The sequence below is a fragment of the Arthrobacter sp. HY1533 genome, assembly GCF_027568515.1.
Taxonomy (GTDB): Bacteria; Actinomycetota; Actinomycetes; order Actinomycetales; family Micrococcaceae; genus Specibacter.
On the sequence record NZ_JANKZF010000001.1, the window covers coordinates 192,850 to 206,803 of the forward strand.

Below are 13,954 nucleotides of genomic sequence, written 5' to 3' on the forward strand. Positions count from 1 at the left end.
AACGTCCATTTCCAGTGTAATACTGCTCACATGCCATACCTCGTGAAGCCCGAACACCTCGCCGCTGCGGTGGCCGGCCCCATCCCTGCCAACCGTGAACTCCCCCGTGCGGCCATCATAGGCGCCGGCTCCTCCGGCATAGCGGCCGCCAAGGCACTGTACATGGCAGGCATCCCCTTTGACTGCTTCGAGAAGGGCAGTGCCATAGGTGGAAACTGGCTCCTGGACAACCCGAACGGCCAGTCTGCCTGCTACGAAACACTGGAGATCAACACCTCGGGGCCCCGCATGGCGTACTCTGACTTCCCCATGCCGGCGGACTACCCGCCGTACCCCCGGCACGAACTGGTCCACGCCTACTTCGAAAAGTATGTGGACCACTTTGGCTTCAGGGACGCCATCACCTTCAACACCACGGTCCAGGACGTCAGCCGGAATCCACAGGGCGGCTGGCTTGTGCGCACCAGCGGCCCCGACGGCGAGCATGCCGCCACCTACGATGCCGTGCTGGTGGCCAACGGCCACCACTGGGACCCGAAATGGCCCGAACCCGCCTACCCGGGCACCTTCGACGGCGAGCAGATCCACGCCCACAACTACCGTTCAGGGGACCAGCTCGAGGGGCGCGAGGTGGTGGTGGTCGGCGCCGGCAACTCGGCCATGGACATCGCCGTGGAGGGTTCCTTTCGCGCGAAAAGCGTGGCGCTCTCGATCCGCCGCGGACAATGGGTGCTGCGCAAGTCCCTCCTGGGCAAGCCCAGCGACCAGGTTGCCCTGCCGGGATGGATGCCCTGGTGGGTCACCGGGGTGCGTCTGCGCATCGGCGCCATCACCTCCGGCCGCCTGCGCAAGCACGGGCTTCCCGTGCCGTCCCACAAGCCGGGGCAGTCGCATCCGGTGCAGTCCGATGCCATCCGCGCCCGCATCGCCGCCGGCCGCGTGTCAGTCCGGCCGGGAATTGAGCGCTTTGAGGGCCGCGAGGTGGTGTTCAAGGACGGTACCCGCGCCGCGGCGGACCTGCTTGTATGGGCCACCGGCTACAGGGTCACATTCCCGTTCCTGGACCCGTCGCTGGTCTCGGCTGCGGACAACGACCTGCCCTTGTGGAAACGCACGGTGCATCCGGATCTCCCCGGCCTGTTTTTCATTGGCCTGGCCCAGCCCGTCGGTGCCGTGATGCCCGTGGCCGAGGCCCAGTCCGCCTGGGTGGCCGAGATGCTTGCCGGAACGTACGCTCCCCCGCCCGCGGACGGCATCCGGCGCCAGATGCTGCGCGACCATGAACGCAACAAGAAGCAGTTCTACGCCTCGCCCAGGCACACCATGGAGGTGGACTTTGACCACTACCTGTGGGACCTGGACCGGGAACGACGGCGGGGCCGCCAGCGCGCGGGCGTCAGCACCCGTGCGGTCCCCCGGGCGGCGGACGGGCGGATCCGGGCATGAAGGCCACGCCTCGACTCGAGGGAAAGGTGGTGGCCGTGACCGGCGGCGCCAACGGGATTGGCCGTGAGACGGCACGTCTCCTGGCCTCGTTGGGGGCCAAGGTGGCCATCGGGGACCGTGACGGGGAAGCGGCGCGGCGCGCGGCCCGGGAACTGGAGGGGGCCGTGCTCGGCGTCGACCTTGACGTCACCTCTGCCGCCTCGTTTGCCGCATACCTGGCGGCAGTTGAGGCGGAGTGGGGCGCCGTGGACATCCTGGTCAACAACGCCGGTGTCATGTGGGTTGGGCCCTTTGACGCCGAGCCCGATGCAGCCGCCGAACGGCAGCTCGCGGTCAACCTCATGGGCGTCATGCGCGGCGTGAAGCTCGCAGCCCCCGCCATGGTGGCACGCGGCTCCGGCCACATCATCACCATCGCCTCGGCGTCGTCGATCCTCACCACCCCCGGCGAGGCAAGCTACTCGGCCAGCAAGCACGGCGTGCTGGGCTACCTCAAGGCCGTGCGCGAAGAACTGCGGCTGTCCCCCGTCCAGGTTTCCGTGATCATGCCGGCCGTGGTGGACACCGAGCTGGCAGCCGGAACCGGCACAGGAGCGGCCAAGCTGCTGCAACCCTCCGACATTGCCCAGGCTGTGCTGCGGACCATTGCAAAGCCGCGCTTCGAGGTCACCATTCCGGGCTACATGGGACCACTGGCGCGGCTGATCAATGTCCTGCCGCGCCCGTTGCGCGAGTTCATCATGCGCACGCTGGTGCCCAACCAGGTCAGCCAGGCCGACCTCCGCGCCCGGGAAGTCTACGAGGCCCAGTTCGGGACCCGAAGCTAGGCCGCTCGTGGAAAGCTACGCCGCCGGGCCGTCATACTCGGTGCGCGCCGCAAGGATTGCCTGGTGGTTGTCCCCGGCCCAGCCCACCAGCGTGATGACCGGCTCGGACAGTGAGCGGCCCAGGGGGGTCACCGCGTATTCCACCCGGGGCGGGATCTCCGCATAGCTCTCGCGCGAGACAAGGCCGTCACGTTCAAGGCTGCGAAGCGTCTGGGTGAGCATGCGGTGTGAAATTCCATCCACGCTGCGCTGGATTTCCGTGAACCGCCGGGGCCCGTCGTGGAGCAGTCCGATGACCAGGAGGCTCCATTTGTCGCCCACCCGCGCAAGCACCTCGCGGATCACCCGGCTGGCGGGGTTGTCGGTGCTGCACATCGCGGCCCCGTCGGTGTCGCCATGCAGGGGCAAGAGCCCCGGCTGCGGCGCGTGGCTGGGATCTGCTGTCATGGCTGCTCCTTTCCAATACGCACCTGCAGGTGCGTGACGAACCAAAAAGTGCGTCCTTTTGATGGGAATACTGTAGCAGCCGGTGCGTTATGCACTATCGGTAACCTACTAACTTTGGAGAACTTATGTCTATTGCCCTTTGGATTGTCACCGGAATCTTTGCAGCCCTCTTCGCCATGGCGGGGACCATGAAGGTGGTCACGCCCTACGCCGATGTGCGCACCAAGATGGCGTGGGTGGAAACGGTGACCCCCGGGCAATTGAAGACCATTGGTGCGCTCGAGGCCCTTGGCGCCATTGGCATGATCCTGCCGGCCGCGACAGGCATTGCCCCCTGGCTGACCCCGGTCGCCGCCTTCGCGCTCCTGCTCACCATGGTGGTCGCCACCGCACTCCACGTGCGCCGCAAGGAACCCACCACCCCCAGCGTGGTCCTTGGCGCCGTCGCACTGGTGGTCGGCATCGGCTGGCTGGCACTGGGCTAAACCGCCAGGCCTCACTTTCCCAACGGGCTCCGCGCACGTCCCCGCTTTGCGCGCATGCAGGGACATGCGCGCAAAGCGGGGACGTGCGCGCCGGCGGCCCGGATGCACAACTGCGGCCTGCCCCGGCATGCCGGTGGCCGACGGATTGCCGGCTGCGTCTAGGATATTCCTTGCCGGATTGATTCCGGCGGGGCAATCCCCTCGACCGCACCTTACAAGGAGAGCACCATGTCCGTAGGCCTGCTTGCCATCGTCGATGACGTCTTGGCTGCCGCACTGAAGGCATCGGCAAAGTCGGCCGGGGTTGTCATCGACGATGCCGCCGTGACGCCGCAATACGTCCAGGGGCTGACGCCCGCGCGCGAGCTGCCCGTGGTGGCAAAGATCGCCCGCGGGAGCCTGATCAACAAGTTCGTCTTCATCATTCCCGTCGCCCTGATCCTGACGGCCTTCGCGCCCTGGGCCCTGCCCTTCCTGCTGATTGGCGGCGGCGTGTACCTGGCCTTTGAGGGTGCCGAAAAAGTCACTGAGTGGTTTGGCCACCACGAGGGGCACAAGGAGGAGGGCGCCCGCGATGAAAAGTCACTCGTGGCCGGCGCCGTCCGCACGGACTTGATCCTGTCCACCGAGATCATGCTCATTTCCCTCTCCAACCTCGATCCCAACATGGGGTTCTGGATGCGGCTGGCCACACTCGTGGTGGTTGCCCTGCTCATGACCGTCCTGGTCTACGGCGCCGTGGCTCTGCTGGTGAAGCTGGACGACGTCGGCATGAAGATGGAGGGCAGCTCCAGCAGCGGCACCAAGCGCCTTGGCACCGCGATTGTGCGTTCCATGCCGGCGGTGTTCCGGGTCATCAGCGTCATCGGCACGGTTGCCATGCTCTGGGTCGGTGGGCACCTCATCGTGGTCAACCTGGGCGAAGTTGGTTGGCATGCCCCGGTGGACATGCTGCACGCGGTGGAGCATGCCCTCGAGCCGCTCGGCGCCGTGGTGACCTGGCTGGGCGACACCGCAGTGTCCGCTGTGGCCGGACTCGTCGTGGGGCTGGCCGCCGTTGGCGCGGTGCTGCTGGCCAAGAAGGCCCTGCCCCGCAAGGCATCCGCAGCCAAGTAGCCTGGCACGTTAGAAGCAGGGGCGGGCACCACTACTGCGGTTCGTAGCCAATGAGCCAGTGAAGGCCATGCCTGTCGACCACCTGCCCGTCAGAGGCGCCCCACGGCTTGGGAGCCAGGACGTCAACTACCCTGCCTCCCGCACTGAGCTGATTGAACCACTCATGGAGGACAGCCGGTTCAGCCGTTCCCAACAGTGACAGCATGAGCCCTTCAAAGCGGACACTTGGCGCTCCGTCGGCCGCATCCGAGCCGGCCAGGGCAACAACGCCGTCCAGCTCTCCGTGCGCCACGGCGCCCGGCGGACCGTCCGTGCGGCCAAAGTCCTGGTAGGTGAACAAACGCAGCGTCCCGCCAAATATCCCTGCGTAGAATTCCAGGGCAGTGCGCGCGGTGCCGGGGAAACTGATGTAGATCCGTGGAGCATCCATGCCCCCAGCGTACCCACATGGCTCGCCCGCGACCCCGCGCCGCTATGATCTGCCCCACATGCCCGTGGGCGTGGCCGCCGCCAAGGGCTAAAGTTGATGGCGATGCCCGCCGGAGCGCGCCGCTCGGCCATGGGCCGGGCGGGACGGACCGGCGGCACCAACGCACCGCCCCACTTCGCAGGTTCGCAGGAAGAAGCCCATGACCCACGCACGCCCCCTGGCCACCAAGTTGATTCCGGCCGCTGCCGCCCTGGCTGCCGCAATGGTTCTTGCCGGCTGCACGCCCGGCACCACAACCCCGGACGACGGCGGCGCCGCCGGCACGCCTGTCACCGGCGGCACCCTTGTCTACGCTTCGGGCGACGCCGAGCCGAGCTGCCTGGACCCTCATGTGGGCGGCAACTACCCCCAAGCCCTGGTCGCCTCGCAGTACCTTGAAACCCTCTACACCAAGGACTCCGTCGGCAAATTGATCCCCTGGCTGGCAGAGGACTCAACGGTTTCCGACGACGGCCTGACCCGCACGGTCAAGATCCGCGACGGCATCAAGTTCACCGACGGAACCGCGTTGGACGCCGCCGCCGTCAAGGCCAACTTTGAGCACCTGCTGGACCCTGCCACGGCCTCCTCCACCGGCTACCTGGCACTGGGCAAGATCGACTCCATGAAGGCCGTCGATGCCCGGACCCTGGAGCTGAAGCTCAAGTCCCCGGACAACTCGCTGCTTGAATCCTTCTCCATGCCCTGGGTGGCCATTGAATCCCCCACTGCGCTCAAGCGCAGCCAGGCCGAGAACTGCGAATCCCCCGTCGGCACCGGCCCGTTCAAGGTTGCCTCCTGGAAGAAGCAGGAAGCCGTCAACCTGGTCCGCAACGACGCCTACGTCCTTCCTGTTGAGCAGGCCGGACATGCCAGGACCGCCCACCTGGATGCCATCACCTGGCGCTTCATCCCGGAAGCTGCAACCCGCTATGCAGCCCTGCAGTCCGGCGAGGTGCAGATGATCGACAACGCCCAGCCGGACGCCATCGCCACCTCCGCCAAGAACCCGGCCATCAAGCACCTGGACGCCCCGCGCCCGGGCGCCTCGAACCGGATCGAGCTGAACTCCTCCAAGGCACCGTTCAACGATGCCAATGTCCGGGAGGCATTCATCCACTCGGTCAACGTCAACGCCGGGATTGACTCCCTCTTCTTCGGCACCGCAAAGCGATCCTACTCCCCGCTGTCCAGCGTGGAGCCGCTGGCCTACAGCGAAGAATCCCTGTTCAGCAACGATCCCGCCAAGGCCGGGAAGCTGCTGGATGACGCCGGCTGGAGCCAGCGCGATGCCCAGGGCTACCGCGTCAAGGACGGCACCCGCCTCTCCCTCACCTTCCCGGTGAGCACCAGCCAGTCCATCCCCGCCGAGCAGTCCCTGTTCGAGCAGATGCAGGCAACTGCCAAGGACTCCGGCATCGAGATCAAGATCAAGCTGCTTGACCTCTCCAGCTGGTACGGCGAGCTGTTTGCCAACAACTACAACCTGGTCTCCGCCCCGTACACCAAGGTTGGCCCCGGCGTGCTTTCCATCCTGTTCCACTCGGACTCGACCATTCCGGCACCCTCGGGCTACTTCGCCAACCTGTCCCAGGTCAAGGACCCCAGCCTGGATGCCCTGCTGAACAAGGCCGGTTCCACCAAGGATGAGGCCGAGCGCAAGGACCTCTACACCCAGGCACAGAAGAAGGTCCTCGAGGGCTACTACCTGCTGCCCCTGTACAACCAGCAGAACCATTTCCTGTACTCGGAGAAGCTGAAGAACGTCGGGGCAACCACGGCCGTGGCGAGCCCGACCTTCTTTGACACCTGGCTGGCCAAGTAAGCCACGGAGAGCCCGCCCCCGCCATGAGCACTCCCACAGCCACCCCACCCAGGCGCCGCGCAGGCCCGGGGCGTTCCCTCAAGTGGCTGCTGGGCAGGCTCGGCGGGGGCATCTTTGTCCTGTGGGCGGTGGCCACGGCCATCTTCTTCGGCATCCGGATGATCCCGGGGGATCCCGCCGAGGCCATCATGGGCGGTCCGGGATCCCAGGCCTCGGCCGAGGCCCTCGCTGCAGCACGTGCAGAATATGGGCTGGACCAGCCATTGTTTGTCCAGTATTTCGGCCAGCTGTGGCGGCTGGCCACCGGGGACCTGGGCACGTCCTATTCGCTCAAGAGCCCCGTTGCCGAGGTGCTGGGCGAGCTCATTCCGCCCACCCTTCTCCTTGCAGGGCTGGCCCTACTCCTGGCCTGGGCCATGGCGCTGGCTCTTGCGGTGTTGTCCACGCGCAGCGGCCCCTGGGGCTCGGCGATCGGTTCCGGGCTCGAGATTGTCTCGGCGGCGGTCCCGCATTTTTGGCTTGCCAGTGTGCTCATCATGGTTTTTTCCACCTCGCTTGGCTGGTTTCCGCCCGTGAGCACCAATGCACCGGCCGGCCTGGTCCTGCCCGTGGCCACGCTGGCCCTGCCCCTGGCAGGATTTCTGGGCCAGGTCATGCGCGACTCCATGGAGGGGGCCCAGCGCTCCCCCTACGCCCTCTCGGCCCGGGCCCGTGGCGAATCGGAGACGGGCGTGCTGCTGCGCCATTCCCTGCGGCATGCGGCATTGCCCGGAATTGCCCTGTCCGGCTGGGCCCTGGGCTCACTGTTGTCCGGCGCGGTGGTGGTGGAGACCATCTTTGCCCGTCCCGGCCTGGGACGCTCACTGCTGCAGGCCGTCACGGCCCGGGACATCCCGCTGGTCACCGGCGTCGCGCTTTTCTCCGCGGCCGCCTACGTCGTGGTCATGGCACTGTCCGACCTTGCCGAACGCGTCGCTGACCCACGGATTGGCACGCCATGACCATGACCGGTCCCGCCCTGCCTGCAGGTGATCCCCTCCTGGCACCCCACCCAGGCAACGTTCGACGGCGCAGGGCCGGCGGGGTGCGTCGGCTTGCTTCGCACATCCCCTGGCTGGCCGCCGGCGCGGTCCTGCTGTTCTTTGTGCTGGCAGCAGCGGCACCTGGCCTGCTGGCACCGCTCGACCCGCTGGCCATCAATCCCGCGGCCGCATTCTCGCCTCCAGGACCCGGCCATTTCCTGGGCACTGACGAATCGGGGCGCGACATCTACTCGCGCATCATCCACGGCGCACGGCCGTCCCTGCTGATCGGGGCGGCGGCCACCGCCGTCGGGCTGGCCCTGGCCCTGGTGCTGGGCACCATGGCCGGTTTTGGCGGCAAGCGGCTGGACTCGGGCGTTGGTCGCATCCTGGAGGTGCTGTTTGCCCTGCCCGGGCTGCTGCTCGCCCTGGTGTTCATTGCCCTGGCCGGTCCCGGCGTGGGAACCACTGTCATTGCCGTGGGCCTGACGAGCGCACCCGGCTATGCCCGGATCATCCGCGGCCAGATCATCGCACTGCGCAACTCCCCCATGGTGGAGGCAGCCACCGTGCTGGGACGCAGCCGTTCCCACATCCTGGCAATCCACATCCTGCCCAACGCACTGGCTCCCATCGCCGTGCTGGCCACTCTGGGACTGGGGCAGGCGATTCTCTGGGCCGCCTCGCTGAGTTTCCTGGGCCTGGGGGCTCCCCCGCCAGCACCGGAATGGGGCACCATGCTGTCGGCCGGCCGAACTTACCTGTCGCTGGCCTGGTGGATGACGTTCTTCCCCGGACTGACCATTGTGCTGGTTGCCGCAGCCGCCACCGTCCTGTCCCGGTCACTGAAGTTCAGGGGAACCCGATGAATGCCCCCGTGCCCGTGCTGCGGGTCTCTGATCTGAACGTTTCCTTCGGCGCAGACAGCGTCGTTCGGGGCGTATCCTTCACCATCAACCCCGGCGAATGCCTGGCGCTCGTGGGTGAATCGGGCTCTGGAAAGTCGGTGACGGCCAGGTCCCTGATCGGGCTGGCCGGGCGCGGCTCCCAGGTGCAGGCGGGTGCGCTGGAACTGGCCGGCCGGGATGCCCGCCGACTCTCGCAGCGCAGCTGGCGTGGCATCCGCGGAAAGCAGGTGGGACTGATCCTGCAGGATGCCCTGACGTCCCTGGACCCGCTGCGTACCGTTGGCAAGGAAATTGATGACTCCCTGCGCCTGCATTCCTCCGGGTCCTCGGCACAACGGGCGGCCCGCGTCATCGAGCTGCTGGAGTCCGTTGGACTCGATGACCCGGTGCACCGCGCCGCACAGCTCCCGGGGGAACTCTCCGGCGGCATGCGCCAGCGGGCGTTGATTGCCTCCGCCATTGCCCTTGACCCGGCGCTCATCATTGCCGACGAGCCCACCACGGCACTGGATGCCACGATTGCCGCCTCCGTCATGGAGCTGCTTGGCGGCCTGCGCCGCTCGGGCTCCGGCATGCTCCTGATCAGCCACGACCTAGCCGCGGTGGCCCGGGTGGCCGATTCCATTGCCGTCATGCAGCACGGGCAGCTCGTGGAGCACGGGCCGCGGGATCAGGTCCTGGGCGACCCGCAGCACAGCTACACGCGTGCCCTGCTGGCCGCAGACCCCGCCGGCAAGCCCCGTTTCGCCAGGCTCTCACCGGTGCCCGCTTCCGCGGAGGTTCCGCCTGGTCTGCCCGCCGTTTCCCGTCCGCCGGCTGGCGCGCCGGCCGCGGGTGTGCAGCCTGCGCTCCGGGCCCGGGGACTTGCCAAGAGCTTCCCCGTGTCCAGGTCCGCCCCGTTCCAGGCCGTGCGCCAAGTCGATTTCAAGCTGCTGCCCGGGCGCACACTGGGCATTGTGGGCGAGTCTGGTTCCGGAAAAACCACCACGGCCCGGATGGCCCTGGGCCTGCTGGCACCAGATGCCGGAAGCGTGGAACTTTTCGGCGAACCATGGAGCGGGGTCCCCGAATCCGCACGCAGGTCCCGGCGGCGGGCACTCGGCGCCATCTACCAGGACCCGGCATCCTCCTTTGACCCCCGCCTGTCCGCTGGTTCCCTGCTTGCCGATGCGGTCAGTTTCGGTGCCACGCGCAATCCACGCAGCCACACAGCCAAAATTGCCCAACTGCTGCAGCTGGTGGGCCTGGATCCGGAGGTGGCTGGACGCAACCCCGCCACGCTCTCGGGCGGGCAGCGGCAACGACTGGCGATTGCCCGCGCCTTGGCCCCGGAACCGCGGGTGCTGGTGTGCGATGAGCCGGTCTCCGCCCTGGATGTATCCATCCAGGCCCAGGTTCTGGACCTTCTTGATGATCTGCAGCAACGACTCGGGCTCAGCTATTTGTTCATCTCGCATGATTTGTCAGTCATCCGCCACATGAGCGACGACGTTCTGGTCATGCGGGCAGGTGAGGTGGTGGAATCGGGTGCCACCGAAACAGTGTTCACGGATCCGCAACACCACTACACACGCGCGCTGCTGGCTGCCGCGCGGGTCAGCGCAGGTCCAGGCGCATCAGGACCCGGGGGAAGCCGTTGACAACCGAGTCCGTGGCCGCTGCCACCGTGAATCCTCCCCGTTCGAACAATGAACGGGTGCCCACGTAGGCCATGGTCAGGTCCACGTGTTTACCGAGGTTGTCCACCGGATAGCCCTCAATCGCGGGGGCACCATGGTCACGGGCAAACGTCACGGCGCCGGCCCGCAGGTGGTGCGAGATGCCTTGGCCGCGGTGGCCGGGCCGCACCCTGATGCACCAGACTGACCACACATCCAGCTTGTCGACGTGCGGAATCTTGCGGTTCTTGGCAAAACTGGTGTTGGCACGCGGGTGCACGGCTGCCCAGCCCACCACCTGGTCGCCGTCGTAGGCCAGCACCCCCGGCGGCGGTTCCTGCCCAAGCAGTTCTTTGACCGCTGCCCCGCGCTCCGGGCCGCGCAGCGCAAGGTTTTGCTTGGACGGGATGCGGTAGCTCAGGCACCAGCACACATTTGCATCGGGCCGTTTGGGGCCCACCATGGATGCGACGTCGTCGAACAGCCTTGCAGGGCGAACCTCAATTGCCATGCCGCAACCATTCCACCCACCGGGCACTGCAGGCAAGGGATTCCTGTGTGACACGCAGCTGCGCAACGAACGCGAAGTTCAGCCCCCGGCAGTTAAGGCACTGACGGGCTCATCCCTTGGGGTGCTAATAGGTGGTGCCCATGGCGATGCGCACTTCATCGAGGGTTTGCTTGGCCACAAGGTTGGCTCTTTCGTTCCCGCGCTTGAGGATGTCACTGACGTAGCCGCTGTCCTTGGCCAATTCTGACCGGCGCGCCCGATGCCCGGCCAGGAAGTCGTTGACGGCCTCCGTTGTCAGCTGCTTGAGCGCACCGCTACCGGAATCCCCGAGCTTTTCGGCAATCGCCTCCGGAGTCTCGCCGAGGCACAACGCCGCGGTGGACAGGAGCGCCGATACGCCAGGGCGCGCTGCGGGGTCGAAGGCAATTCTGCGTTCCGTATCCGTGGTGGTTCGTCGAATGGCCTGTGCAGTCTCAGCCGGCGACATGCCCAGGGAGATGGCGTTCCCGTAGCTCTTGGACATCTTCCGTCCGTCAAGGCCCGGAACCTCGGGTGACGAGGTAATCAGCGCCTCAGGTTCCGGGAAGATCTCTTCGTAGCGTTCGTTGAATCGACGGGCAATAAGGCGGGTCATCTCGACATGCGGCAGGTTGTCCTTTCCCACCGGGACAAGGTTGCCCTTGCAGAAAAGGATGTCCGCTGCCTGATGGACGGGGTAGGTGAGCAGCAGGCCACTGAGTGCGCGTCCCGAGGCTGCCAGCTCCGCCTTCACCGTGGGGTTGCGTCGCAACTCGGCCTCGGTCACCAGGCTGAGAAACGGAAGCAGCAATTGGTTCAAGGCCGGCACGGACGAATGGGTGAAGATCGTGGTCTGCTCGGGGTCCATGCCCGCAGCAAGGTAGTCCAGGACAGCCCCGTGCACGAACTCACGAACCCGGGGCATCGAATCGCGGTCCGTGATCACCTGGTAGTCGGCAAGGATCAAGAAGGACTCAACCCCTGACTGTTGGAGCCTGAGGCGTTCCACAATGCTGCCGAAGTAGTGGCCCAGGTGAAGGGGGCCGGTGGGGCGTTCTCCCGTGAGTACCCGGTATTCATGCGGCGCATCGGCGATGAGCTGGGCGAGTTCGGATGATCGGCGCTGCGCGGTGGCAAATGATTTCATGGCAATTCCTCTTTATTGATGCGTAGAGGGTTGCACAACGATGCCGATGGCGGAGAGAAAGTCCTCGCGGGCTGCTGTACAGCCCGCGAACATGATTGAACCGGCTGTTAGGACAGCCACCACCAAGACATGCGGTTCAGGTTCATGTTCCCCATACTAGGCCCCACGCGAAGGCGGCGACGGCAAGGTGGCCGTTCTCCTGCTGATCGGCGGATCTGCCGATGCGCTCTGGGCCGGGGGCCGAAAGGCTGAAACTGCCGGTACCTTCGTGGAAATCCCTGACGCCAACCACTCGCTGCAGATACCGAACAATTGGCGCGCATCCCTGGACGTGCACACCAAGATCTTCGACTACCTTGATGACTTCCTCAGCGGCGGCCTTCAGCCCCCGGACCGCGCCGCAGACATGTAGATCTGGCACCGGTCCCGAAGTGGAACGCTTTTTGGTAAACCCGGGCAGCAGATCATCCACTTTCCCTGCCGGGCAGCGGCGCGCCAGCGAGAAAGGCCTGATACTCGTCCAAAACATCAGCATCTATGGAGGGCTGGGCATTGCCGTACCGGCCATCTGTGCGGTTCCGTTTTGGGCCGGAAATCCAGTACTCATCTCCAGTCTCGACATCGAAGAAATTTGAGTCGTGGTTTGCGTGTGCGTATCCGGCGACACGGCCAAGGGTCCGGTCGCGGAAATATGCCGTCCTCCAGGACTTCGAAAATCTGACACGAGTGATCCATGCCGGTCCTCGGTCCACGTCGTAGCCGGTCTTGAGCTGGACGTACATTATGCGTTCTGCCATGGTTTTACCTTCCTCCTGCGGTCACTTGAGGCTTGCGAGGATTCCCAGCGGATCTCGACACCATCCGTCAACTCCGTCGGTTGAACTCCTTGGTTTCACAATCCAGTTGAACCATCCTTGGGACCGGTCCGCTGAGTGTCCCACCGAGAGCGGCTCGAGGCGCAGACGCTCCGACGTGATGGTTTCAACCGTGGGCCAACTCATTGGACGATCATGTCAGATTTGCCTGGACTGCGCGCAAGCCGATCGAGCAGCGAACGGAACGCGTCCGAGATGCCAACCCAAGGGCCGCTGTACTGGGCAATGACCTCCACATAGAATGTCGCTGTGAGTCACGCGATCGAAGATGGACCGTTCTTTCACGGCACAAAAGCCGATCTCCGGCAGGGTGATCTTCTGATGGCCGGCTTTCGCTCCAACTATCGTCCGGAAGTTGTGATGAACCATGTCTATTTCACGGCGCTTCCGAACGGTGCCGGACTCGCCGCGGAACTCGCGGCGGGCGACGGCGACCCGCGGGTCTACGTGGTCGAGCCAACAGGCGCGTTCGAGGACGACCCCAACGTGACCGACAAGAAGTTCCCCGGGAACCCCACCCGTTCATACCGCAGCAGCGCCCCTCTCAGGATTGTTGGTGAAGTCAGCGATTGGGAACGGCAAACGACCGAGGCGCTGCAGGCGTGGAAAGTACGCTTGGCGGAGCTCCGCGCCGACGAGCGCGGCGAGATTATCAACTGACGGGGATCATTCTCCATGGGATACATGGAACGGAATCCGGCCCATTCGTGAAACGTTTGCCGGGCTGCTCTTCCGCTGCCCTGAGCTGATGGCAGTCTCCGACAAGCGCGAAGTGGTCAAGAGTAAGCTGGGAAACGTGAACAGTCGTGTCGGGCGCATCGCCCTCATCGTCATCGGTTTGATCGCTGTGATCGTCGGTGGAGTATTCGCCGGGCAGGGAGCGAATCTGATCCCGGGAAGTTTCATGACCGGAGACCGGATGTGGCTCTCCAACGGGCTGATCGTCGCGGGTGTCGGCGTCATCCTTGTGGTGCTCGGCCTTCGCCGGCCCAGGACTGGCCGCCCGGGCAAATGAAGCCCAGCCGGGCCTCCTGGCCGGCGTGCTCAAACTCTTGCAAGGAATTGGAACCGAACGATTCACCGCAACGGACCTCTGATTGCCCCGCTGTGAAGAAGCTTCAGCCAACTCCTGCTGCCCTACCGCGCCTATCGTCGACGGTAGGGTCCTCTCCCGTAGACCCAAAAACTGTCCAGCCCCGG

16 protein-coding genes are annotated in these 13,954 nt (G+C 65.6%); 11 read left to right on the forward strand and 5 right to left on the reverse strand.

From position 1 onward, the window contains the following. Window positions 1-30: 30 nt before the first annotated feature. Window positions 31-1,446 carry a flavin-containing monooxygenase gene (locus PCK14_RS00940; protein ID WP_269936582.1) on the forward strand — a complete coding sequence of 472 codons (1,416 nt, stop codon included), beginning with the start codon at window positions 31-33 and terminating at the stop codon, window positions 1,444-1,446. After that, the gene (locus PCK14_RS00945; RefSeq protein ID WP_269936583.1) at window positions 1,443-2,273 is read left to right on the forward strand and encodes an SDR family oxidoreductase; all 831 of its coding nucleotides are present in this window, start codon (window positions 1,443-1,445) and stop codon (window positions 2,271-2,273) included. Before PCK14_RS00940 ends, PCK14_RS00945 begins: the two co-directional genes overlap by 4 nt. Window positions 2,274-2,288: 15 nt before the next feature. Here the strand turns inward: PCK14_RS00945 and PCK14_RS00950 are convergent, their stop codons facing one another. Then, window positions 2,289-2,720, reverse strand: coding sequence for a winged helix-turn-helix transcriptional regulator (locus PCK14_RS00950; protein WP_269936584.1), 432 nt, complete (start codon window positions 2,718-2,720; stop codon window positions 2,289-2,291). Between the two features lie 125 nt (window positions 2,721-2,845). Here PCK14_RS00950 and PCK14_RS00955 point away from each other — a divergent pair, with 125 nt between their 5' ends. Both PCK14_RS00955 and PCK14_RS00960 read left to right on the forward strand, forming a co-directional pair. Continuing rightward, window positions 2,846-3,205, forward strand: coding sequence for a DoxX family protein (locus PCK14_RS00955; RefSeq protein WP_269936585.1), 360 nt, complete (start codon window positions 2,846-2,848; stop codon window positions 3,203-3,205). A 228-nt stretch (window positions 3,206-3,433) separates the two neighbouring features. Next, a complete protein-coding gene (locus PCK14_RS00960) occupies window positions 3,434-4,321 on the forward strand; it encodes a DUF808 domain-containing protein (protein ID WP_269936586.1) in 888 nt (295 codons plus the stop codon). Window positions 4,322-4,352: 31 nt separating this feature from the next. Here the strand turns inward: PCK14_RS00960 and PCK14_RS00965 are convergent, their stop codons facing one another. Continuing rightward, window positions 4,353-4,751: a VOC family protein gene (locus PCK14_RS00965; RefSeq protein WP_269936587.1), complete on the reverse strand. Its 399-nt coding sequence runs from the start codon at window positions 4,749-4,751 to the stop codon at window positions 4,353-4,355. Window positions 4,752-4,950: 199 nt separating this feature from the next. Between PCK14_RS00965 and PCK14_RS00970 the strand changes: the two genes are divergently transcribed. Genes PCK14_RS00970 through PCK14_RS00985 form a run of 4 tightly spaced genes read left to right on the forward strand, consistent with a single transcriptional unit; the run spans window position 4,951 to window position 10,185 of the window. After that, on the forward strand, window positions 4,951-6,615 hold the full coding sequence (locus PCK14_RS00970) for an ABC transporter substrate-binding protein (protein ID WP_269936588.1): 1,665 nt from the start codon (window positions 4,951-4,953) through the stop codon (window positions 6,613-6,615). Window positions 6,616-6,638: 23 nt separating this feature from the next. After that, on the forward strand, window positions 6,639-7,616 hold the full coding sequence (locus PCK14_RS00975) for an ABC transporter permease (protein WP_269936589.1): 978 nt from the start codon (window positions 6,639-6,641) through the stop codon (window positions 7,614-7,616). Then, a complete protein-coding gene (locus tag PCK14_RS00980) occupies window positions 7,613-8,506 on the forward strand; it encodes an ABC transporter permease (protein ID WP_269936590.1) in 894 nt (297 codons plus the stop codon). The genes PCK14_RS00975 and PCK14_RS00980 overlap by 4 nt, the downstream gene beginning before the upstream one ends. Next, entirely contained in the window at window positions 8,503-10,185 is a 1,683-nt protein-coding gene (locus PCK14_RS00985; RefSeq protein WP_269936591.1) for a dipeptide ABC transporter ATP-binding protein, read from the forward strand. Before PCK14_RS00980 ends, PCK14_RS00985 begins: the two co-directional genes overlap by 4 nt. Here PCK14_RS00985 and PCK14_RS00990 read toward each other — a convergent pair. Next, complete coding sequence (locus PCK14_RS00990; protein WP_269936592.1) at window positions 10,142-10,714, reverse strand: GNAT family N-acetyltransferase; 573 nt, start codon at window positions 10,712-10,714, stop codon at window positions 10,142-10,144. The genes PCK14_RS00985 and PCK14_RS00990 overlap by 44 nt on opposite strands. Window positions 10,715-10,838: 124 nt before the next feature. Next, window positions 10,839-11,879: a tryptophan--tRNA ligase gene (gene trpS, locus PCK14_RS00995; RefSeq protein ID WP_269936593.1), complete on the reverse strand. Its 1,041-nt coding sequence runs from the start codon at window positions 11,877-11,879 to the stop codon at window positions 10,839-10,841. A gap of 187 nt (window positions 11,880-12,066) precedes the next feature. Between trpS and PCK14_RS01000 the strand changes: the two genes are divergently transcribed. After that, on the forward strand, window positions 12,067-12,291 hold the full coding sequence (locus PCK14_RS01000) for a hypothetical protein (protein WP_269936594.1): 225 nt from the start codon (window positions 12,067-12,069) through the stop codon (window positions 12,289-12,291). Between the two features lie 52 nt (window positions 12,292-12,343). Here PCK14_RS01000 and PCK14_RS01005 read toward each other — a convergent pair whose 3' ends face one another. After that, window positions 12,344-12,676: a hypothetical protein gene (locus tag PCK14_RS01005; RefSeq protein ID WP_269936595.1), complete on the reverse strand. Its 333-nt coding sequence runs from the start codon at window positions 12,674-12,676 to the stop codon at window positions 12,344-12,346. A gap of 327 nt (window positions 12,677-13,003) precedes the next feature. Here PCK14_RS01005 and arr point away from each other — a divergent pair, with 327 nt between their 5' ends. Together arr and PCK14_RS01015 are read left to right on the forward strand one after the other, a co-directional pair. After that, complete coding sequence (arr, locus tag PCK14_RS01010) at window positions 13,004-13,414, forward strand: NAD(+)--rifampin ADP-ribosyltransferase (RefSeq protein ID WP_269936596.1); 411 nt, start codon at window positions 13,004-13,006, stop codon at window positions 13,412-13,414. A gap of 88 nt (window positions 13,415-13,502) precedes the next feature. Then, window positions 13,503-13,769, forward strand: coding sequence for a hypothetical protein (locus PCK14_RS01015; RefSeq protein ID WP_269936597.1), 267 nt, complete (start codon window positions 13,503-13,505; stop codon window positions 13,767-13,769). The last annotated feature ends 185 nt before the right edge of the window (window positions 13,770-13,954 follow it).

What these genes read in the sequence shown, in the direction of transcription:
- PCK14_RS01015 (WP_269936597.1), top strand. Translation starts at nt 13,503, where the DNA reads ATGGCAGTCTCCGACAAGCGCGAAGTGGTCAAGAGTAAGCTGGGAAAC.
- PCK14_RS00950 (WP_269936584.1), bottom strand. Translation starts at nt 2,720, where the DNA reads ATGACAGCAGATCCCAGCCACGCGCCGCAGCCGGGGCTCTTGCCCCTG.
- PCK14_RS00990 (WP_269936592.1), bottom strand. Translation starts at nt 10,714, where the DNA reads ATGGCAATTGAGGTTCGCCCTGCAAGGCTGTTCGACGACGTCGCATCC.
- PCK14_RS00975 (WP_269936589.1), top strand. Translation starts at nt 6,639, where the DNA reads ATGAGCACTCCCACAGCCACCCCACCCAGGCGCCGCGCAGGCCCGGGG.
- PCK14_RS00960 (WP_269936586.1), top strand. Translation starts at nt 3,434, where the DNA reads ATGTCCGTAGGCCTGCTTGCCATCGTCGATGACGTCTTGGCTGCCGCA.
- PCK14_RS01005 (WP_269936595.1), bottom strand. Translation starts at nt 12,676, where the DNA reads ATGGCAGAACGCATAATGTACGTCCAGCTCAAGACCGGCTACGACGTG.
- trpS (WP_269936593.1), bottom strand. Translation starts at nt 11,879, where the DNA reads ATGAAATCATTTGCCACCGCGCAGCGCCGATCATCCGAACTCGCCCAG.
- PCK14_RS00945 (WP_269936583.1), top strand. Translation starts at nt 1,443, where the DNA reads ATGAAGGCCACGCCTCGACTCGAGGGAAAGGTGGTGGCCGTGACCGGC.
- PCK14_RS00955 (WP_269936585.1), top strand. Translation starts at nt 2,846, where the DNA reads ATGTCTATTGCCCTTTGGATTGTCACCGGAATCTTTGCAGCCCTCTTC.
- PCK14_RS00970 (WP_269936588.1), top strand. Translation starts at nt 4,951, where the DNA reads ATGACCCACGCACGCCCCCTGGCCACCAAGTTGATTCCGGCCGCTGCC.
- PCK14_RS00980 (WP_269936590.1), top strand. Translation starts at nt 7,613, where the DNA reads ATGACCATGACCGGTCCCGCCCTGCCTGCAGGTGATCCCCTCCTGGCA.
- PCK14_RS00940 (WP_269936582.1), top strand. Translation starts at nt 31, where the DNA reads ATGCCATACCTCGTGAAGCCCGAACACCTCGCCGCTGCGGTGGCCGGC.
- PCK14_RS00985 (WP_269936591.1), top strand. Translation starts at nt 8,503, where the DNA reads ATGAATGCCCCCGTGCCCGTGCTGCGGGTCTCTGATCTGAACGTTTCC.
- PCK14_RS00965 (WP_269936587.1), bottom strand. Translation starts at nt 4,751, where the DNA reads ATGGATGCTCCACGGATCTACATCAGTTTCCCCGGCACCGCGCGCACT.